This is a genomic window from Microbacter margulisiae (assembly GCF_014192515.1).
Lineage (GTDB): Bacteria > Bacteroidota > Bacteroidia > Bacteroidales > Paludibacteraceae > Microbacter > Microbacter margulisiae.
Map to the genome: position 1 here is coordinate 981,260 of NZ_JACHYB010000002.1, position 20,226 is coordinate 1,001,485.

20 protein-coding genes are annotated in these 20,226 nt (G+C 38.4%); 18 read left to right on the top strand and 2 right to left on the bottom strand.

All coding sequences use genetic code 11. The annotated features are described in order from the left end of the window. Positions 1–7 precede the first annotated feature (7 nt). The 8 genes from FHX64_RS13045 to FHX64_RS13080 all read left to right on the top strand — a co-directional run bounded on the left by FHX64_RS13045 (position 8) and on the right by FHX64_RS13080 (position 11,122). A complete protein-coding gene (locus FHX64_RS13045; protein ID WP_183414284.1) occupies positions 8–1,753 on the top strand; it encodes a RagB/SusD family nutrient uptake outer membrane protein in 1,746 nt (581 codons plus the stop codon). Positions 1,754–1,832: 79 nt separating this feature from the next. Next, positions 1,833–2,738, top strand: a complete 906-nt coding sequence (locus FHX64_RS13050) for a hypothetical protein (protein ID WP_183414285.1) — start codon at positions 1,833–1,835, stop codon at positions 2,736–2,738. Between the two features lie 467 nt (positions 2,739–3,205). Then, the gene (locus tag FHX64_RS13055; protein WP_183414286.1) at positions 3,206–5,548 is read left to right on the top strand and encodes a beta-galactosidase; all 2,343 of its coding nucleotides are present in this window, start codon (positions 3,206–3,208) and stop codon (positions 5,546–5,548) included. A gap of 61 nt (positions 5,549–5,609) precedes the next feature. Beyond that, positions 5,610–6,572: an ROK family protein gene (locus tag FHX64_RS13060; protein WP_183414287.1), complete on the top strand. Its 963-nt coding sequence runs from the start codon at positions 5,610–5,612 to the stop codon at positions 6,570–6,572. 24 nt (positions 6,573–6,596) lie between these two features. Continuing rightward, entirely contained in the window at positions 6,597–7,754 is a 1,158-nt protein-coding gene (locus FHX64_RS13065) for an MFS transporter (RefSeq protein ID WP_183414288.1), read from the top strand. Positions 7,755–7,765: 11 nt separating this feature from the next. Further along, positions 7,766–8,527 (top strand): sugar isomerase domain-containing protein, encoded by a 762-nt coding sequence (locus FHX64_RS13070; RefSeq protein WP_183414289.1) that lies wholly within the window; start codon positions 7,766–7,768, stop codon positions 8,525–8,527. 224 nt (positions 8,528–8,751) lie between these two features. Further along, complete coding sequence (locus FHX64_RS13075; RefSeq protein ID WP_183414290.1) at positions 8,752–9,516, top strand: creatininase family protein; 765 nt, start codon at positions 8,752–8,754, stop codon at positions 9,514–9,516. Between the two features lie 466 nt (positions 9,517–9,982). Continuing rightward, complete coding sequence (locus FHX64_RS13080) at positions 9,983–11,122, top strand: acyltransferase family protein (protein ID WP_183414291.1); 1,140 nt, start codon at positions 9,983–9,985, stop codon at positions 11,120–11,122. Positions 11,123–11,192: 70 nt separating this feature from the next. Here FHX64_RS13080 and FHX64_RS13085 read toward each other — a convergent pair whose 3' ends face one another. Then, positions 11,193–12,203 (bottom strand): DUF535 family protein, encoded by a 1,011-nt coding sequence (locus FHX64_RS13085; RefSeq protein ID WP_183414292.1) that lies wholly within the window; start codon positions 12,201–12,203, stop codon positions 11,193–11,195. 409 nt (positions 12,204–12,612) lie between these two features. Between FHX64_RS13085 and FHX64_RS13090 the strand changes: the two genes are divergently transcribed. After that, complete coding sequence (locus tag FHX64_RS13090; protein WP_183414293.1) at positions 12,613–13,164, top strand: hypothetical protein; 552 nt, start codon at positions 12,613–12,615, stop codon at positions 13,162–13,164. Positions 13,165–13,456: 292 nt separating this feature from the next. Beyond that, on the top strand, positions 13,457–14,008 hold the full coding sequence (locus tag FHX64_RS13095; protein WP_183414294.1) for a TlpA family protein disulfide reductase: 552 nt from the start codon (positions 13,457–13,459) through the stop codon (positions 14,006–14,008). A 6-nt stretch (positions 14,009–14,014) separates the two neighbouring features. Here the strand turns inward: FHX64_RS13095 and FHX64_RS13100 are convergent, their stop codons facing one another. Next, on the bottom strand, positions 14,015–14,803 hold the full coding sequence (locus tag FHX64_RS13100; protein WP_183414295.1) for an MBL fold metallo-hydrolase: 789 nt from the start codon (positions 14,801–14,803) through the stop codon (positions 14,015–14,017). A 196-nt stretch (positions 14,804–14,999) separates the two neighbouring features. Between FHX64_RS13100 and prmC the strand changes: the two genes are divergently transcribed. From prmC to FHX64_RS13140, 8 genes are all read left to right on the top strand, one after another. After that, positions 15,000–15,842: a peptide chain release factor N(5)-glutamine methyltransferase gene (prmC, locus tag FHX64_RS13105; RefSeq protein WP_183414296.1), complete on the top strand. Its 843-nt coding sequence runs from the start codon at positions 15,000–15,002 to the stop codon at positions 15,840–15,842. Between the two features lie 27 nt (positions 15,843–15,869). After that, entirely contained in the window at positions 15,870–16,334 is a 465-nt protein-coding gene (locus FHX64_RS13110; protein ID WP_183414297.1) for a regulatory protein RecX, read from the top strand. Continuing rightward, entirely contained in the window at positions 16,327–16,641 is a 315-nt protein-coding gene (locus FHX64_RS13115) for a metal-sulfur cluster assembly factor (protein WP_183414298.1), read from the top strand. The genes FHX64_RS13110 and FHX64_RS13115 overlap by 8 nt, the downstream gene beginning before the upstream one ends. 20 nt (positions 16,642–16,661) lie before the next feature. Beyond that, a complete protein-coding gene (locus FHX64_RS13120) occupies positions 16,662–17,420 on the top strand; it encodes a hypothetical protein (protein WP_183414299.1) in 759 nt (252 codons plus the stop codon). Positions 17,421–17,450: 30 nt separating this feature from the next. Beyond that, a complete protein-coding gene (locus tag FHX64_RS13125) occupies positions 17,451–18,221 on the top strand; it encodes a UDP-2,3-diacylglucosamine diphosphatase (RefSeq protein ID WP_183414300.1) in 771 nt (256 codons plus the stop codon). A 20-nt stretch (positions 18,222–18,241) separates the two neighbouring features. Next, positions 18,242–18,820, top strand: a complete 579-nt coding sequence (locus FHX64_RS13130) for a non-canonical purine NTP diphosphatase (RefSeq protein WP_183414301.1) — start codon at positions 18,242–18,244, stop codon at positions 18,818–18,820. 94 nt (positions 18,821–18,914) lie between these two features. Then, complete coding sequence (locus FHX64_RS13135) at positions 18,915–19,610, top strand: Crp/Fnr family transcriptional regulator (protein WP_183414302.1); 696 nt, start codon at positions 18,915–18,917, stop codon at positions 19,608–19,610. 37 nt (positions 19,611–19,647) lie between these two features. Further along, positions 19,648–20,217 carry a hypothetical protein gene (locus tag FHX64_RS13140; protein WP_183414303.1) on the top strand — a complete coding sequence of 190 codons (570 nt, stop codon included), beginning with the start codon at positions 19,648–19,650 and terminating at the stop codon, positions 20,215–20,217. The last annotated feature ends 9 nt before the right edge of the window (positions 20,218–20,226 follow it).

Here is a 20,226-nt window from a genome sequence, read left to right on the forward strand (position 1 = left end):
TACAGCTATGAGAAAAATAGAAATTTATATCATTACAATTTTGGTATTAGTACTTTCGGGATGTTCTCAAAGTTTTTTGAATACGCAAGATTTGACACAAAAAACAGATGCTACTTTTTATCTAACACCAGATGATGCCGCACAGGCATTGACTGGAATATACTCTTCTTTGCCAAATGCAATGTCACCTAATTTAGGAATAGATATTTTTATAGCCTCCGAGCAAATGTCAGATGAATGTTATGGAGGAGGTGGTCAAATTGACCATGAAGGGGCAATCGACCAATTCCAGGAAACCGATATTAATGAAGGTGACAATGCTTGGAAGTATTATTATCAAGGAATTTTTCGCGCTAACACTTTGATCAAGAAATTTTCTCAAATTACAGGTTGGAGCAGTGATGATGTAAAAAACCAAACACTCGGAGAGGCTTATTTTTTGAGAGCTTATTATTATTTTGACTTAATGAAAATGTTTGGTGGCCCGGTTAATGGGAAAATGACGGGTGTACCTTTAATTACAGATCCATCAGCACCAACATCAAAAAGAGCAGATGTGGATTCTGTGTATGCACAAATTGCTTCTGACCTTAAAGAGGCCATCACGATAATGCCTGCCTCTAATTTTACTTCATTAGTAGGTAGTGGAAGCGGGACAAATGGTCATGCTACAAAGTGGGCAGCAGAAGCTTTGATGGCACGTGTATTTTTATTTTACAATGGGGAAGCTTATGGAAGAGATTGCAGCCAACTTGGGTCAAATGCAACCATGCCTTTAGTAGGTGGCGGTAAAGTTACCAATACTGAAGTTGTAGGTTGGATTGATGATTGTGTCACCAATAGCGGCTATAAATTAGCTAGTGATTTTCGTAATTTATGGCCATACTCTTATTCAAATGAAGATTATGGTTATGCAAAAAACAACCACCTTAAATGGGTAACGGAAGATGTTGGAGCTAATACTGAAGCAATCTTTGATATTAATTATTCTAATTTGAATACTAATAATTATTATAATATGAATGATTTGTATCTTGGTTGGCGTATGCAAACACAAATGCCTTTTGGCTATGGTTGGGGTTTTTGCACTGTAAGCGCGTATGCCACATGGAACTCATGGGATAATGCTGATTTGCGCAAAGCAGGTTCTATTTGTGATGTTAATAATCCAGACGAAGGAATATCAGGATATACTTGGCATGGAGACTTGATGAATGAAACCGGCTACTGGCAAAAAAAATATCTGCCTGTTAATGTTAAGTCACCTGTTGACGGTCATCTTCTCAACTATAGTTGTATACTATATGGAACTCCAGAAAACATTATGACTGACAATACTCAAAGCATGATGCTTATCCGTTTTGCTGATGTATTATTAATGGGAGCTGAACTGGGAAGTTCCCATGCACAGCAATATTTAGATATGGTAAGAAGCAGGGCAGGACTACCTTCCATACCTGTTACTTTAGCAAACATTCAACAAGAAAGAAAGCATGAACTTGCTTTTGAAGGCATTCGCTATTGGGATGAAATACGTTGGGGGACCTTAGAGGCTGATCTTAAAACAGCATCAGGAGAACCTATGTGGAATGCAGGTGTTTCATCTACTTACACTCCAAATCTGACTCGTTTGTCTAAAACCAAAGGATTTTTACCAATTCCAACCTCGCAAATTACCCTTTCTAATGGAAAGCTTCAACAAAACGACGGATGGAATGATGCAGATGCAGACCGCATGTATACTACAAATTAAAAAAGAATAAAAGGAAGCTCTTGCTTTCAAAGGGCTTCCCCATAAGTCTATTATTCATAACTTTTATATTGCTACAACTATGAAACATATATGGTATAATAATTTAGTAATTGTTCTACTCCTACTTGCATCATGCACACCCATTGACGAAAAAAAAAGTCTTGGCCCCCTCCTTACGCCTTCAGACATCAAACTTGATGTACATGGTATTACTACGGGGAGTAACAAAATTGTCATGATCAATAACACTCCCAATGTAGGAGGAATGTGGTATTACGGAATCAATACTTCCATACGGCAAAATGACACTATTTTGTTGCCATTTCTTGGAAATACAACGATTTACTTTTATGCAACCACTTCAGGTGGAATTACGAAAGACAGCGTCATAGTTAATGTTACAAAGATTGATTATCCTACAGCTCCGCAATGGGAATATTTAGCGGGGTCAGGCACAGCAGGGAAAACATGGGTTTGGGCAACTGATGTTCTTCCTCCCAGTGGATTTCCTAATTTTCCATCTGGTCAGTGTTTTGGATGTGGCGGATATCTTGCTAGCGAATTTGTGGCTCCCAATTGGAGTACACATGGATTGTTAGATCTTACGAAATGGGGTGTCGCTAATGATCAAATGATATTCGATTTAAATGGAGGAGCCAATTTTACCTTAGTAACAGGAAATACAGGCGTTGGTGGATTGCCAGCCGGAACCTATCATGGGACATTTAGTTTCGATATGTCAAAGACATTAGTCGGAGACAATCCGCCTACACTTTGGTCAATTGGACAATTGACACTTACCGGTGCAACCGTTAGCGAGGGCTTTAATAGAGATAATAATAATGCTCTTATTTATACTTATGACATTTTGGTGCTTAATGATGATGAAATGATATTAGCATCTCCGGATCCAGGGGCAGCATCAGCATGGGATACAGCATGGATTTGGATATTTAAGCACCAGGGATACTCCTTCGTTCAATAATGCAAAAGAGAGGTTTTATTGTTTCCTATAAATTAAGCAAGCCCGTAATACAATAATATTATTCTTCCCTCTTTCGAATTCAACCCTACATACAGGCATACATATATAATTAAATCCAAAAGAGGGAAGTCTTTATCTTTTCATATGAATAGGAGTGTTTATTAAATCAAAGCAATAATACTGTTGCAATAAAACCATATTTTACTGTTTTTTTATGTAGCTCTCAGAACAAACAGAGATTTGTTGATTTGATAAATGCAGATTGTTATAGAATTCAATTGTCAGGGTATAAAAATATGTTGTTTGATAATCATTTATACTTTGGAGATACGCTTTGATGGGTTACAGTGGTGATCTAGTATAGATGCTTATTGCCTAAATTTATTGAAGGGAATGATAGTTCTAATATTACAGTTAACCAATTATATACAAAGAATAAACACGAACAAATTAACATAATCAAAAACATGCAGAAAATATTTCATTTAACACTTGTATTACTACTCATTTTTTCTGGCTCGCTAGCTGCACAGGAGAAGTATAACATTAACAAAGAGGATTTTTTTCCTTTATCTGTCTGGTACAGTGGTGGAAAAGCAAGAGCTCCCATGCTGTCTTCCATATCTATAAATTCAAAAGAAGAATGGAAACAGGACCTGGAACAGATTAAAAACCTTGGATTTAATTCAGTTAAGACTTGGGTTGAATGGTCTCAGTGTGAACCACAAGACGGAGTGTATCATTTTGAAAACCTGAAAATGATTTTGAATTTAGCTAATGAAATAGGCCTTAAAGTAATCATTCAAGTTTACGCCGAAGGTGCTCCCGAATGGGTAGGTAAGAAATTTCCAAATGCGTTATTTGAAGCACAAAATGGATATAAAATTCAACCACAAATTGTACCAGGTTATTGTGTTGATAATAAAGGAGTGCGAAATGTCATAACAAACTTTTATCAAGAGGTAGCCAAAATAGCGATACAATATCCGAGTTTCTATGGATGGGATTTATGGAGCGAGCCTCATATGGTACAATGGGGACACCCAGAGTGGATCAATAATGTTCAATATGGATTTAATCCAGCTACACAGGAGCGATTTCGGCAATGGTTAAAAGCAAAATATGGCACTTTAGAAGAATTAAACAAAGTTTGGCATCGTAATTTCGAAAAATGGGAAGATGTTGAAGCTCCAAGGTTTAGCACAATCCTCACCTATTCAGATTTTATTGATTGGAAGGACTTTATCTTCCAAAAAATGGCAGGAGACCTTAAACTACGCTATGATGCCATTAGATCAATTGACAAAACCCACATTACCTCTTCGCATGCCTCTCCGGTATCTTTATTTGAAACCCCGTTTGACCCAGAAGGCCCTGCGAATGATTTTCTTATGGCAAAACAGGTCGATTACTATGGACTTTCGCAGTATCCGAAACATAACCAACCGGGAGATTGGATACCTTGGAGGTTTATGGCAGCAGCTGATTTTTCATATAGTGCAAACAAATCGAATGGAGGCTATTATGTAGGAGAACTTCAAGCTGGATTTGGTACTGTAGGATTAAATGTAGGTGATCCTGTAACCTCAGAAGACGAGCAGATATGGGTATTATCCAGTTTAGCAACAGGAGCTAAAGGAATTTTCTCTTATGCCTATTACCCTATGTCATCCGGTTATGAATCAGGTGGATATGGTTTGATTAATTTAGATGGATCAATTACAAAGAGGGCGGTTGAGCTTGGAAAACTAGCAAAGATGATTAATAGTAGAATGAACATTTTTGCCACAGCAACACCAGTTAAAGCAGAAATTGCTCTTCTATATAATCCATTATCTCAAATGGTAGGAGGTGAAAATCGTGTAGGAAAACAAGGAGGCCTCACAAATTCACTCATCGGATATTACCGTTACCTGACAGATCAAAATATTCCCGTAGAATTTATTGATTTAGCGGATCTGGAGAATGGGGATTTATCTCAATATAAATTGATCATAATGCCGTATGCTTTGATGATATCTAAAAAAGCTGCTGAAGGGCTTGAATCATTTGTGGAGAAAGGTGGATATGTCATGTCTGAAGCACGATTAGCTTGGAATGACGAACATGGCAATACGTCAACCGTAATTCCTGGATTAGGCCTCAGTAAGATGTTTGGAGTACGTGAGAGCAAAGTTAAATCCTTGCCCATTGTGCTGATGAAAGTATCTGATCGGGCTAATCCTTCAATGGCAAATTTAAAATTAAATGATACACTAAAAGGTTCCCTTTTTGCAGAGTCCTTAGAGCTATTAAAAGACAATAATAGTGTAAGAGTGCTAGCCAGATTGCAAGATAATACGCCTGTTATTGTTACTTCTAATTATGGAAAAGGGCATACGATGTATGTAGGGTCTTTCCTTTGTCTTGCGGGATCTACAGGTTCTCTATGGGATCAATCAACTCAACACCTTACAATTCAGAATCCAGCCAATCAAAACACAAACAAGTTTATAGACGGGTTAGTTAAATGGGCAAAAATTCAAAGGCCATTTAATGTAATTCAGGGTGATAAAACAGAGAATACCTTAGTGGTACGTCTTCAAAACTATCCTGAAGGCTATCTTTTGTATGTCTTAAATCAAGGAAAAATAAGTGCAAGAGCAAAAATTCAGTTATTTGTCAAGGAAAAAGGAACTTATTTATTAGAAGAACTTATGCAGCATAAAAAAATAAAAGTAGCCACTCAAAACAAAACAATTGAGTTTAGTACATCAGAGATATCTGTAAAAGATGGAGAAATATGGCAGATTGAGAAGGTAAATGATTAGCCATATTTGTGGCTGATAGATGATACAAATTGCACTCAAAAAACAGTTAAGATATAATTATATGAAGTTAATTGGCATTGATCTGGGTGGAACCAAAGTAACAGGAGCAATGTTTGATTCCAATGGTTCTTTGTTGTATAAAACGACAAGATTGATAGAAGGGCGTAAGGGCTTGGAGGTTGGATCTTTAATGAAAAATATAATTGACTTTTTGATTAAAGTTCATTCAGAAGGCATTGATGCAATAGCTGCCATTGGGATCTGCGTACCAGGCATTGTTAATTCTAAAACGGGAAAAGTTTGGGCGCCAAATATCTCCGGGTGGGAAGAATATGCATTGCAACAAGAAATTGAAGAATATATTAACCAACCACATATCAAAGTGAGCGTTGATAACGATCGTACCTGTTATATTTTAGGAGAAGTTTGGAAAGGGGCCGCACAAGGATGCGACAATGCCATTTTTGTTGCAGTTGGTACAGGAATAGGAGCGGGAATTTTGATAGATGGTCGCATTCTTCACGGGTTGGGTGATATTGTAGGAGCTGCTGGATGGATGGCATTGGAAACACCTTACTCAGAAGAATATAAGGCTTGTGGTTATTTTGAAACTTTAGCATCGGGAAATGGGATTGCCAAACAAGCAAAAAAAATGATTCAAAACGGTGTGTTTCAAAAAAGTATCATGAACCAAAAACCAACGGATAGCCTCACCGCATATGATGTATTTGCTGCTTACGAACAAGGAGATGATCTGGCAACTCAAATTCTAGATAAAGCAGTCCAGGTATGGGGGATGGGGGCTGCCAACCTAGTAAGCCTTTTCAATCCTGAGAAAATTATTTGGGGAGGAGGAGTATTTGGCCCTGCAAAACAATTCATTGAACGTATTTACGACGAAGCTTACAAATGGGCACAACCTATTAGCATTGCTCAAGTTAAGTTTGAAGCCTCAAAGCTATCTAGTGATGCAGGTTTATTTGGGGCAGCATATTTAGCTTTGTCATCAAGTAAAATACAATAACAAAAACAGATACATATAAGACTTATGTATAATAAAAAGTTAGTGTTTTTAGCTGCTTGTATTGGAATGGCTTTTTTTGGAGTCGCATTTATTGTGATGGGGTCCGTATTGCCATTGTTAACTCAAAAATATAACCTTGATGAAATAGGAGCATCTTCTTTGGTTACATTCTTACCTATTGGTATTCTATTGGGATCTCTTATTTTTGGCCCTATTGTGGATCGATTTGGATATAAAAAATTACTAGTAGTTAGTTCGCTAATTACTATTATTGGGATCGAAGGTCTTACTTTTTTTGATAAGCTAAACGTGTTGCGTTCATGTATCTTTCTAATTGGATTTGGAGGCGGTATTCTTAATGGAGAGACTAATGCTTTGACTTCCAATATTTATGACGATCATGAACGCGGAGCTAAATTAAGTTTACTTGGTTTTTTTTATGGGTTAGGAGCGCTAGGAATTCCTCTCCTATTAGGCGTATTATCAAAGATATATTCTTATGAAGTAATTTTAAAAGGAACAGGGGTAGTTATGCTATTGTCTGTTGTTTATTTTTTATTTATTCAATTTCCACGGCCAAAACAATCACAGAGCCTCTCAATAAGGGAGAGTTTTGCTTTGATAAAAGCACCAGCTTTACTTTTGTTTAGTTTTATCTTGTTTTTTCAAAGTGGAATGGAAGGTCTATGTAATAATTGGACAACGTTGTATCTTAGTAAAACAACTTCAATTTCAAGCGATAAAACAGTTTTCATCCTTACATTTTTTGTAACAGGTATGGTGCTTGCCCGTTTGCTAATGTCGTATATATTACTTCATTTAAAATCCTTTTTAGTGTTATATACCGGCATGTTGATAGCTCTATCTGGCTTTCTCCTACTTTATTTTTCAGCTAGTTTTACAATGGCAGCTATTAGCTTATTTTTGATAGGATTTGGTCTAGCCGAAGGCTTTCCTCTAGTACTTAGTTTTGTGGGTAATACTTATAAAGAACTTTCTGGCACAGCATTTAGTATTGCATTATTCATCGCTCTTGTTGGTAATTCATTATTAAACTATTTAATGGGGTTTGTGGCAAAAACATTCGATTTTACGGTCTTCCCATTGTTCCTTGCCATTAATTTGATATTACAAGCAATTATTTTATTCGTAGCTTTGAGATTATTTATATACAAAAATTAAATTAAATTATTATGTTAGCATTAGAATGGTTAAATAACGCGAGAGACGTTATGCAAAAAATCGAAAACACTCAGATCGAAAACATCAAAAAAGCAGCGCTAGTTATGGCTGATAGCATTGAGTCTAAGCATTGGGTTCATACCTTTGGCTGTGGTCATGCTACAATTCCAATTGAAGAGATGTACCCCCGTATCGGTGGGTTTGTAGGATTTCATCCTATTCTTGAATTGCCATTGACTTTTTTTACTCATATTTTTGGCGAAATGGGAATTCACCAATTCTTGTTTCTTGAAAGAGCAGAAGGCTTCGGAAATGAAATTATGAAAAACTATAATTTTGACAAACAAGATACGATGTGGATATTTTCCCATACTGGAATCAATAATGTTAATATTGATGTCGCATTAAAGGCAAAAGAAGCCGGCATGAAAGTTATAGTATATGGATCAGCCGCAGAAGCAGTAGGAAAAACAACACGTCACTCATGCGGGAAGACTTTATTTGAATTAGCAGATATTGTTGTAGATTCTTGTGTTCCAGTTGTCGATGCTTCTGTAACTCTTAAGAATCATATTGACAAAATCGGACCAATCTCTACTCTCGGTTTTGTTACTTTGGTATGGATGACAATTACAACCGTAGCTGAAATTTTAGCTGATAGGGGTGTCAAATTATATATTCACCCATCCCATAATGTACCAGGAGATGTTACAGCCCACGAACGCCTTGATGCATGCTTAGCGGAATATAAGAAACGTGTTGCTTGCATTTGATTGCCTTAATGGAGTCTCTTGATTTTTGTCGTATCGCTCGCTCTTGCAGAGCTTAAATTTGTATATATGATACTTTAATGCTACACTGATCTGCTCTTATTGGTATGTTCATGAATTCTCAAAGCTTCATAGCATATAGTAAGAAATTGAAGTATTAAACAAACTCAAGTTTAGCAGGAGCGAGATTACAACTTAAGCTGATTGGACATTTCAAAATAATATATATGATAACGCAAACTGAACTCAACACTACTTCACTGACCGTAATACAAAAGAAGCACATCGATCTTGTCTTATTGCCTTGGGGAGCCACAGAACCACACAATCTGCATTTGCCTTATGGAACTGACACCATCTTAAGCAATGATATTGCGTTAGAAGCTGCTAGTAAAGCTGCATCGAAAGGAATTCATGCGATAATCTTGCCTGCCATCCCTTTTGGATCTCAAAATCCAGGCCAAATAGACGAACCCCTCTGTATCCATGCTCGCTACGAAACACAGAAGGCAATCCTAACTGATATTGTAGCCGCCTTGGATCGACAACATTTCCGCAAACTAATTCTTGTTAATGGGCACGGTGGAAATAATTTCAAAAATATGATCCGTGATTTAGCTATTGACTTTCCCAAGATTACCCTGGTAGTAGTTGACTGGTTTGCTATCGAACCTCAATCGTCCTATTTTAAATATAATGATGAGCATGCTGGAGAGATGGAGACCTCAGTAATGATGCATTTTCATCCTGAATGGGTATTACCTTTAGAGCAAGCAGGAGAGGGTATTGGTCGTCCATTTGCTATAGCATCTCTTAATAAAAAAATAGCATGGACACCTCGTCATTGGAATTTTGCTACGACTGACACAGGTATAGGTAATCCTAAAGAAGCAACAGCAGAAAAAGGAAAGCATTATGCTAAAGTGGTGACTGATAAAATAGCAATTTTGTTTGAGGAAATGGCAAAAAGCGAAATTTACCTCGATCTATAATATAAATTATATCACTAAGCAAAAATGTATTGTAAAGTTATATTCATTTTGGTAGTTTCCTTGAAAAATAAGACGAAAGCAATATGATTGAAACTATCCAAGTTCTATCAGAAACAAATTACTCCTAGAGAGCAAAGCCGATAAATCTACACAATGTCTCATCATTAAATCGAAAGAATGCTGCTCCGTGAGGAGCGGCATTCTTGTTATATAAGAAGCGACACCAAAAGAACTCAGGCTCATCAACAGGCATGGTACAAAAGAAAGCAGCAAGATAATTCTCTGTTTTACATTTGACAAATTATGCCTTCTTTTTTGACATTTTATTCTCTTGGCTTTGAAAAGGAAATGCTATGTTTGCATCCAATTAATATTTTTAGATTTCCGGATCTTCCATTTTAGCCATAGATACATAAAAGATGTATCATTCAACAATTTAAGCACAAAATTCAAAATACTGGTACCAATGAATTACATTTCCTCAGCATCGTTTTCAGACAGTAAAAGCCACTACGAGATATTGGATGGGTTGCGTGGCGTGGCAGCAGTCGTCGTCGTCATGTTCCATCTTATGGAAACCTTTACGGGAGGAGACAACATGAAACAGATCATCAACCATGGATACCTGGCTGTTGATTTTTTCTTTGTCCTTTCCGGGTTTGTGATTGGCTACGCCTATGACGACCGTTGGGGAAAAATGAGCTTAAAGGGTTTTTTCAAGCGTCGTCTGATCCGGCTTCATCCCATGATTATTGCCGGAATGGTGATCGGAGCCATCACATATTATTTTCAGGCAGGTGCAGCTTTCCCAATCATCAGCCAGACCCCTGTCTGGAAACTATTACTTATCATGCTGATTGGATTTACCCTGCTTCCGACTCCTCCATCCATGGATATCAGAGGGTGGGGAGAAATGCATACGCTGGATGGACCTGCCTGGTCGCTTTTCTTTGAATACATAGCCAATATCCTTTATGCACTCATCATCCGTAAATTTTCAACTAAATTGTTGGCCGTATTTGTATTCCTGGCAGGATGTGCTTTAATACAACTTGCCGTGTTTGGTCATCATGGAGACATTATCGGCGGCTGGTCACTCGACCCCGCAGAGCTACGTATTGGTTTTACCCGATTGCTTTATCCGTTTTTTGCCGGATTGCTGCTTTCACGCATTTCCAGGCCAGGGCATATCAAACATGCCTTTTTATGGTGCAGCCTGTTGCTCGTTATTATCCTTGCTGTACCAAGATTGGGCGGGACAGGACATGTTTGGGTGAATGGTCTCTACGATGCGCTGAGTATTATATTCGTTTTTCCTTTCATTGTTTATCTTGGCGCCAGCGGCGAAACAAAAGGACGATTTTCATCAAAGGCCAGCAAATTCCTCGGTGACCTCTCTTATCCATTATATATTACGCATTACCCATTTATATACATGTTTACGGCCTGGGTGGCAAATCATCATATTTCGTTGATACAATCATTACCTGTTGCATTCCTTACCTTCATTGCAAGTATAACTGTTGCTTATGCGTGCGTAAAACTATATGATATTCCGGTCAGGAAATGGCTGACAAAACGGTTTATGGCTGATACAAAAAGATAACAACAAAAGGATGGGTCATTGGAAAGAATCTTTTGTATTTAAACAACTGAAAACTTCCGTTAACAAGAAATCAGGATAACAACCGCCTTGTTGCTTCGGTAATCTTTAAGGAAAGATCATCCATTAAGGCGTATCGCCGGAGATGAAGCGCCCGTCTGCTTGTCTTGATTTCATGAATGTCACGACGAACCAGTTTCAATGGTAACTCATACCACCCATCTTTTACCAGAGTTCCACCCGATTCTTCCCAAAAAGCATCGTAGTCAAACGGGATTTTGTGAAACATGGGAATATGGATAAGGTGTTTGCGCCGATACGCCTGAATAGAATCCGACGTCCCATAAATAGCCGAAAAGCCCAATTCTCTTACCAACTCCTGAACAGCAAATACAACCAATGATTTCGGACGAAGGCCATGTAGCAGCTTTTGTGCTGTTTTCGCAGCATATAAGTCATTTTTTTTATGTCCCTGAATACACCCGACCCAACAAACCCATTGATCAATAGCTATTTCTTCAAAAGAAAACGCCACAGAGGCAATAGACCCTCCAAGTTGTTCGCATTCAAAAGATAAAACCAATTCACCTTCTTTCCGATACCGGGTATCATACCCTAACGCCAACAAACCCTCCATATCTTCCTGTAGTTGAATGCGGGCTATTTCAATATGCTTATCTGTGATTACAGGGACGAAGGCTTGATGTTCCAGAATAAACCGATAGGTATCCAAAATGACCTTTACCTTTTGCCATCTTGTCCACCGGATTGAAATATACACCCGGAATGGTTTAAAATAAAGACGTGGTCTATATTTTGTAATAAAAAGAAAATCAGGAGATTTCAGAAGATCAAACCACCAGGAAGCAAAACGTGGGCTGAGCAAGGCATAAAAGAAACTTTTGTGCTCCTGCTTTCTCCGATAACTTTTATGTTCATTAGCAAATGCATGTGATGCAAAGTTCCGTCCCTGAACGGCAACTGAAAGGAAATGAATGTGTCTTATGATAAATCCAGCACAAACATGAAATTTTCTAGCACAAGTTGTAGCTTTTAACAATGCCTGCTTAACGATATTTGCCATCTTTATTTTTCGATTACTTTAATGCAATCTGATCAATCTTTTTGCTCAGAAAACGCCAATATCCAATTAAGCAAATATCTCACTCACAAAGCAATAGAAAGAATAAAATTTGAGATATTTCAAAGATAATCTGGCATATTATTTAACAGCAAAGTTAAATCACAAGAATCTTACGTTGTATATTAAATTCTATGATTTTTATGGCTCAAATTATTAAATAAAATCATTGAATTCTGCATAAACAGGAGGTTTGACTAATGCAGAAATCTTTTCCTACAAATCATGAGACCCAAATACAGATAATTAACATTTGAATTTTAAACTTCTCATCCTCTTGCTAATCATATACATGACAATAGTCATGAAAAGAACAACAATTCAGTATTTATTCATTTAAAACGTATTGATTATGGCAACAAAGAAAGTAGTAGTTTTAAGCGTATTGTTTTCTGCCTTCTGTGTAGTAGTGTCATCTGCACAAGTAACCAAAACACCCCCCACTCCCCAAACCAGAGCAGAAAAAGCAACAGTGCGCATGAAAAAAGCGCTGAACCTGAACGATGAACAGGCAGCTAAAGTGGAGGCTTTGAACGTAAAGATGTTTGAAGCTCAAATGGAGATGAACAAGGCTATGCGGGAAGCCGCTAAAGAATTCAGGACAAAGGTTACATCCCGTAATGCTGAAATGCAAAAAATCCTGACTCCTGAACAGTTTAAGGAGTGTCAGCGGATGGAACGTCACATGCGCCACCATTGGCAAGCTATGCAACAACATTGGAGACACATGCAGCGACCGGGATACAGGACCTCCAATCATTGGGGAAATATGCGCGGCCCGGCTCATCATATGCCTTACGGAATGCAATGCAAAAACGACAGTATGCAATGCATGAAAGGGAATATGCATCCCATGAACAGACACCGGACAATGCAACGCGACACCACTCAAACAACAAATTAATCAAAGGTTACTTGTGATTGAAAAGTCGCTCCAAAATCGCGGGCGACTTTTTTTTCATTTTCCGTCGGGAAAACTAGAACAAACCGGGAAAAAAGTCGTTAGTAACACACCTGAATAAATTTCTTTCATAACGGGCTCTTGGTTGATTGTGCAAATAACGTATCTTTGCTTTCGTAACAAGTAAATTGTATCCCTGAGGACATTGAGAGTAAGCTCCATCCAAAATACATATCTCATTGCATTTTTATAGAGAACAGATTATTCATAATATACTTAAAAACAAATTATCCGCATGAAACGCACCTGGTTTTTATTCGTTTTTCTATGGGTTTCGCTCACGGGAATGATGGCACAACAAACCGTTGCACCAAAAGATACACTAAGTAACGCGCATGGGTTTATTGTAAAAATAGGAGATTGGGCTCCTCCGTTTATCATGACCCTGACCGACGGGCGAACCATACCTTTATGGTCTTTAAAAGGGAAAGTGGTAATGTTACAGTTTACTGCGAGCTGGTGTGGTGTTTGCCGAAGAGAGATGCCTTTTATCGAAAAAGATATCTGGCAGAAATATAAAAACAATCCTCATTTCGCCCTGTTTGCCATCGACCGTGACGAACCTCTGAAAGTAGCCAAATATTTTATTCTTTCAACGGGTATCACCTACCCTATGGCATTGGATCCCGGCGCGAAACATTTCCAATTGTATGCCCACAAAGAAGCCGGTGTAACACGTAACGTACTGATTGATAAAAATGGACGAATTGTTTTTCTGACCCGGCTTTATACTCCGCAGGAATTTCATGCATTGACTGAAAAAATTGCTGAATTGCTACACCAGTAGCCTTTCTCAATCAAAAATATACAAACCGGATGGCGAAGTTCGGTCGAGAGTAACCAGTTCAACATCCCGACCTACAACAAAACCGCGTTCAGCAAGGAGATCGCTTACAGTGCAATAGGCCAATTCGGGAAGATTATTGGCATTGCTTAAATGGCAAAGGTATATATATTTTAAAGAGGGAGGCATGTTTTCAGCAAGATAATTTCCTGCGGCACTATTGCTCAAATGACCTCTGTTTCCGCGGATACGTTCCTTAAGCAATGCAGGATAAGAACCTTTTTCGAGCATTTCTTCATCGTAATTTGCTTCAATAACCAAATAATCGGCCTTCGAAATGTGATTGGCTGCGTTTTTGCAAATATAGCCTAAATCCGTAAGCAACGTGAAGCGCTTCCCCTGGTATTCTACCGTGTATCCGACATTATCAGTGCCGTCATGTGAAATCTCAAACGCAGTAACAGTTATATTTTTAAGCTGCATTGGAACATTCTTTTGAATGATCTGTCTTTCCGGAATCGCATCGTGTCCAAGTCGCTGATGAATCACCGATGTTGCAAATACCGGCACATTATATTTTTCCTTCAACGGTGGTATAGCCTTCACATGATCAAAATGATCGTGTGTGATAAAAACGCCCAAGATATTGGGAAAATCAAGTCCAATGGATTTCAATTCTTTCCTGATAGTTCGGATTCCAATGCCGGCATCAATCAAAATACCTTCGAAGGAATTGCCTATAAAAAAACAATTTCCATTGCTTCCGCTCGCAAAACTTCTAAAACGCAGTCTATCCATATCTCTTTTTAATACAAGACGCAAAGGTAAGAAAAAACACCTGCGGGCGGATTCTGTTCCGGACAAGAATCAAAATGGCAAAAAGTGTCGTATTTTTGTTTGAAAGAAATTAAACCCGGATCACTTATCAGAATAATCTGAGGGGAAGTGGGTTAATAACATCTATTCAAGAGATTGTAAAAATTCTTCTAAAACTATGAGTTATTCAATTGCCTCATTTTCAGATCGACTGGCTTCCATTTACAATAAATCGGAAGCGAATGCCATTGTTTTGCAATTAATGCAACATATCACGGAATGGTCAAAAGCGCGACTGTTGGCTGAAAGAGAAATTACACTAACTCCTTCCCAATCAGATGCGATGGAGGATGGGATCAACCGGATTTTGAAACACGAACCCATTCAATATATCTTGGGAAATGTTGATTTTCATGGAGTAACCCTGAAGGTTGATCCACGGGTATTGATCCCCCGCCCTGAAACAGAAGAATTGGTGGAATGGGTATTACAGGATTCAAACTGCGGACACTGCATGATTTTGGATTGTTGTACGGGAAGCGGTTGCATTGCTGTTGCTTTGGCACAACAACTTCCGAATGCCACTTTGTTTGCATGTGATATTTCGCAGGACGCGTTGAATGTTGCCCATGAAAACGCTTTACTAAATAATGTAAAGGTGAACTATTTCAAGGCAGATGTCCTTTCTCCTGTTTTTTCAGAAAAAGTACAGCCTATAGATATTATCGTGAGCAATCCTCCTTATGTCTTAAAACAGGAGAAAAAAAATATGCAAGCCAATGTCCTGGATTTCGAACCACATAAAGCCCTTTTTGTACCCGAAGATGATCCACTGGTATTTTATAGAGCAATTGCCCAAACGGCTACACGTAAATTAACTCCAAAAGGGAAACTATTTTTCGAAATCAATGCAAATTTTGGACAGGAAGTGGTTCGTATTTTGAAACTTGCTGGATTTAATCATGTCGAACTGAAAAAAGATTTATACAGCAATGTACGTATGGTAAGTGCGCATCGCTAAACTAAGAAATTAACCGAAATATTAATAATGGATTACATTACAACCAAACTGCTTAGAAAAGCGGCAGCTTATGCATCGCGTCGTGAAATGTGCCGATGGGATTTGCAAGGAAGGCTAAGGACATGGAAAGCCTCTCCGCCACAGATTGAAGCTATCATGGATTATCTTGAAAAGGAAGGATATATAAATGAAGTTCGTTTCTGCCAGAGTTTTGTGAATGACAAATTCCGATTTAACCAATGGGGAAAAATAAAAATTGCACAGGCACTACAGGCTAAGCATGTCTCGCCAGCCATTTATCAACCAGTGTTGGACGCAATAGATCCGGAAAAATATACTCAAGTACTGGACCTATTGTTAACCCAAAAGGCTCCATTGGTAAAGGGGCAAAGTAAATTCGAAAGGCAAGGAAAATTGATTAATTTTGCGCTTCAGCGTGGCTTCGAATTTGAAGTCGCCGAGCATATTGTAAATTTGAAAAATTATGAATGAATTTCTATCGATCGAAGAGAATATCGTCAAAATGTTACGAACAGTCTTCGATCCCGAGATACCGGTCAATGTATATGATTTAGGACTGATTTATAAAGTAGATGTTTCTGAAGAAGGTGTTGTTACTCTCGATATGACGCTTACTGCAGCAGGATGTCCAGCTTCTGATTTTATTCTGGAAGACGTACGGATGAAAGTAGAATCAGTCGAAGGCGTGAAGGAAGTAATTATTAACCTGGTATTTGAACCCGCCTGGAACCAGGATATGATGAGCGACGAAGCAAAACTCGAACTAGGTATTCTTTAATCACAATAACATTATATGCCATGAAAAAATATATTGTCTATGCATTAATGGGCATACTGACCATGATCATGGCTGGCTGTGCCATTACAGTGTCTCCCGGATATGTTCAGGAAGGAGGAATTTATGGTTATGCATTTTACTACTTCCCCGCATATGGTCTTTACTATAGTCCTGACTTGAATCGGTTCTGGTGGTATCAGGGAGGGATGTGGCAATACGCAGAACAACTTCCACCAGGGTATATCATTAATCCTGATGCCTATTATGTTGTTATTAATTCGAGAAGCGCCAACCCAACTCAATATAACAATTATTATCATCAGGCTTATGAACGTGGAGACTATAGGAACAGGCTACAAAGAGTAGGAGAAGCGCCTGCAGGGAGATTGCCATTCTATCAACGTCCATCCGATCAAGGTAGAGAACCTGGATATAACCAGCAAAATCCGAACTATGACAATAACGGGCGAAGAAAAGAAGTGCCTTCGCAAACACCTGGCTCACGTCAGCCAGGACAATATCAGAATCCTCCTCAAAACAATAATAATGAAGGAGTAAGACGAAATGCTCGTGAACAACAGAATAACGTGCAACAAAGAGAAACACGCCAACAATCAAACGAAGGCAGACAAATTCAGGAACAGCAACGGACTACAAACGAAGCTGTCAATAACCGACAATATCAGAAAGAACAGCCACAACGCTATACAAAAAAACAAACACCAAAACGAGCACAACGTCCAGCCCGTCGTACCACCCAGGAAGAAAAACGTCGTTAAAAAGCTCATTGAACCACGGAATTACCCCAAATGACAAAAAAAATATACTTTGCTTCCGACGCACATTTTGGATCATTGTTAGTGAAAGATCCTCATGAACAAGAGAGAAAAATGGTGCGTTGGCTTGATTCCATACGTACCGACGCAGACGAAATTTTTTTAATGGGGGATATCTTCGATTTTTGGTTCGAATACAAGAAAGTCGTTCCAAAAGGTTTTGTCCGGATACTGGGAAAATTAGCCGACTTGACAGATGCTGGCATTAAAATTCATTTTTTTACCGGAAATCATGATATCTGGACTTTTGGATATTTAGAAGAAGAAATAGGTCTCATCGTACACCACAAACCAGAAATCATCGAACGAAACGGGAAACATTTTTTTTTGGCTCATGGTGACCGCTTGGGAGACCATTCGTTAGGGGTGAGAATCATACAATCTATTTTTCATAATCGTCTTTGTCAGTTTCTATTTAGGCTTTTGCCACCCCGTTTAGGTTTAAATTTCGGATTAGTGTGGTCGAAATCCAATCGGTTGAAACCAAAACGCAATGGTTATGCGTCTTTCCTAGGGGAAAATAAAGAGATTCTGGTGCGATTTGCAAAAGAGGTTGCAACAACAGAACATATTGATTTTTTTGTGTTTGGACACCGGCATATTATCCTCGACTTAATCATTAAACCCAATTGCCGTGTATGTATTCTGGGAGACTGGATCACTCACTTCTCATATGGTGTGTTTGACGGAACCCACTTTTCGATAGAATATTTTGAACCGGAAAGCAATCTTAATCCATTATAAAACAATCGATTAAAACATTTATGAAATTAATTTTTGCTACCAACAACAAACATAAGATCGAAGAAGCGCAGGCGTTGCTTTCGCCTCATTTTCAAATTATTAGCCTGAAACAGCTCAATTGCACGGAAGAGATTCCGGAAACAGAACCTACGCTGGAAGGAAATGCGTTACTGAAAGCTCGCTATGTGTACGAACGATTTGGGGAATCATGTTTTGCAGATGACACCGGTCTGGAAGTGGAAATTTTAAATAATGCTCCGGGTGTATATTCAGCTCGTTACGCAGGTGAAGATAAAGATCCACAAGCTAACAGAGTGAAATTATTAAAAGAACTGGAAGGTGCCATTAATCGCAAAGCAAGGTTCAGAACAGTGATTGCCTTTATTCACAAAGGGAAAGAATATTTGTTTGAAGGAGAAGTGAAAGGTTCAATTACCATGCATGACCGGGGAAACGGAGGTTTTGGATATGATCCTCTCTTTCAGCCGGAAGGGATGGATAAAACATTTGCCGAACTCGACATGTCCGTAAAAAATGACATAAGTCATCGCGGAAAAGCTATTGCTCGGCTAGTTGATTTTTTACATCAACTAGAATAAACCAGATTGACACCCTTCATTAGATTTTTTATTGGGCTTCTTGTGCTGTTTTTATTATAATATTCTTACTTTTGTGTTGTAAAACATCTAAAACATGCCGTCTAAAGTTGAATTGCCTACAATCAGTCAACTGTCCGGGATTTGGGATACTTTGACACTGGAACAAAAAGAGTTTTTACAAAACAACTCTACTGTTCAGTTTTTCAAACGTAACGAAATGATTTACAGCGAAGGAGATGTCGCGTCAAATCTTTTGTGCCTGATTAAAGGGAAAGTAAAAATCTACAAAGACGGAGTAGGCGGAAGAAGCCAGATTGTCCGCATGATTAAGCCGATTGACTATTTTGCTTATCGTGCTTTCTTTGCGGAAGAACCATATGTGACGGCTGCCTGTGCCGTAGAACAATCTGCTGTTTTTCAAATACCTTCTGAGGTAATCATCCGGTTGATTCAGGAAAATACAGATCTGGCTTTGTTTTTTATCAAAGCCATGGCTAAAGATTTAGGTATTGCTGACACCCGCACAGTAAACCTGACTCAAAAGCATATTCGGGGTCGACTGGCGGAATCACTATTGTTTCTGCGTGACAATTACGGACTTGAAGAAGACGGAGCAACCATTAATATCTATCTTTCCCGTGAGGACCTGGCTAGTTTATCCAATATGACAACCTCAAATGCCATTCGAACATTATCGAATTTCGTTTCTGAAAAAATTATTTCAGTTGATGGCAGAAAAGTGAAAATCATTGACGAAGAGCGTCTCCGGAAAATAAGCAAAATCGGCTAAAGGCTTCTTTTATTTTAATATTCGAACCGATAACATCATGCGAATCTTTTTCATTGGCTTGTTACTAACAGGACTGATTGCCATCTTTGCATCATGCACATCATCAAACTCTTACGAAAAACCTATTTGGACATACGAACAAAGCATGCATACAGGCGCTCCGTTTCAGTTTTATCCCGATACGTTTATCACGTTGAACACAATCACCGTGAAAGACAGCCTCAACATGATAAAGCAGGCTTTGAATAATTATGCGATTGATTCATTGATGAACCAGAACGAAGCCACAATACAAAATTTATTAAGCTTACTGGTTATGGATTTACAATACGATATGGAGTCTCAACGCCAAGAAGTTTCACAGGAACTCGACCAGTTACGAAACATAGGAAAATGGCTTAGTAACACAAAACAAATAAAAAGTGAATATGCTAAGATGAATCCTGAAAAACCATTAGTTCGTGCAGTAGAGTGCCGTTTTTCCTACAAAGATCCCATTACAGGAGAATCCATCAAAGAAGATAAGATTTATTACATTCATTTATCCAATAATCAAGTAATTGCTACTAAAGATGTAATGCCACACAACACGCTCCAAACACATTAAATGTATTTC

What these genes read in the sequence shown, in the direction of transcription:
- FHX64_RS13095 (WP_183414294.1), top strand. Translation starts at nt 13,457, where the DNA reads ATGAAACGCACCTGGTTTTTATTCGTTTTTCTATGGGTTTCGCTCACG.
- FHX64_RS13135 (WP_183414302.1), top strand. Translation starts at nt 18,915, where the DNA reads ATGCCGTCTAAAGTTGAATTGCCTACAATCAGTCAACTGTCCGGGATT.
- FHX64_RS13060 (WP_183414287.1), top strand. Translation starts at nt 5,610, where the DNA reads ATGAAGTTAATTGGCATTGATCTGGGTGGAACCAAAGTAACAGGAGCA.
- FHX64_RS13070 (WP_183414289.1), top strand. Translation starts at nt 7,766, where the DNA reads ATGTTAGCATTAGAATGGTTAAATAACGCGAGAGACGTTATGCAAAAA.
- FHX64_RS13080 (WP_183414291.1), top strand. Translation starts at nt 9,983, where the DNA reads ATGAATTACATTTCCTCAGCATCGTTTTCAGACAGTAAAAGCCACTAC.
- FHX64_RS13075 (WP_183414290.1), top strand. Translation starts at nt 8,752, where the DNA reads ATGATAACGCAAACTGAACTCAACACTACTTCACTGACCGTAATACAA.
- FHX64_RS13085 (WP_183414292.1), bottom strand. Translation starts at nt 12,203, where the DNA reads ATGGCAAATATCGTTAAGCAGGCATTGTTAAAAGCTACAACTTGTGCT.
- FHX64_RS13100 (WP_183414295.1), bottom strand. Translation starts at nt 14,803, where the DNA reads ATGGATAGACTGCGTTTTAGAAGTTTTGCGAGCGGAAGCAATGGAAAT.
- FHX64_RS13140 (WP_183414303.1), top strand. Translation starts at nt 19,648, where the DNA reads ATGCGAATCTTTTTCATTGGCTTGTTACTAACAGGACTGATTGCCATC.
- FHX64_RS13120 (WP_183414299.1), top strand. Translation starts at nt 16,662, where the DNA reads ATGAAAAAATATATTGTCTATGCATTAATGGGCATACTGACCATGATC.
- FHX64_RS13115 (WP_183414298.1), top strand. Translation starts at nt 16,327, where the DNA reads ATGAATGAATTTCTATCGATCGAAGAGAATATCGTCAAAATGTTACGA.
- FHX64_RS13065 (WP_183414288.1), top strand. Translation starts at nt 6,597, where the DNA reads ATGTATAATAAAAAGTTAGTGTTTTTAGCTGCTTGTATTGGAATGGCT.
- FHX64_RS13125 (WP_183414300.1), top strand. Translation starts at nt 17,451, where the DNA reads ATGACAAAAAAAATATACTTTGCTTCCGACGCACATTTTGGATCATTG.
- FHX64_RS13090 (WP_183414293.1), top strand. Translation starts at nt 12,613, where the DNA reads ATGGCAACAAAGAAAGTAGTAGTTTTAAGCGTATTGTTTTCTGCCTTC.
- FHX64_RS13055 (WP_183414286.1), top strand. Translation starts at nt 3,206, where the DNA reads ATGCAGAAAATATTTCATTTAACACTTGTATTACTACTCATTTTTTCT.
- FHX64_RS13110 (WP_183414297.1), top strand. Translation starts at nt 15,870, where the DNA reads ATGGATTACATTACAACCAAACTGCTTAGAAAAGCGGCAGCTTATGCA.
- FHX64_RS13130 (WP_183414301.1), top strand. Translation starts at nt 18,242, where the DNA reads ATGAAATTAATTTTTGCTACCAACAACAAACATAAGATCGAAGAAGCG.
- FHX64_RS13045 (WP_183414284.1), top strand. Translation starts at nt 8, where the DNA reads ATGAGAAAAATAGAAATTTATATCATTACAATTTTGGTATTAGTACTT.
- FHX64_RS13050 (WP_183414285.1), top strand. Translation starts at nt 1,833, where the DNA reads ATGAAACATATATGGTATAATAATTTAGTAATTGTTCTACTCCTACTT.
- prmC (WP_183414296.1), top strand. Translation starts at nt 15,000, where the DNA reads ATGAGTTATTCAATTGCCTCATTTTCAGATCGACTGGCTTCCATTTAC.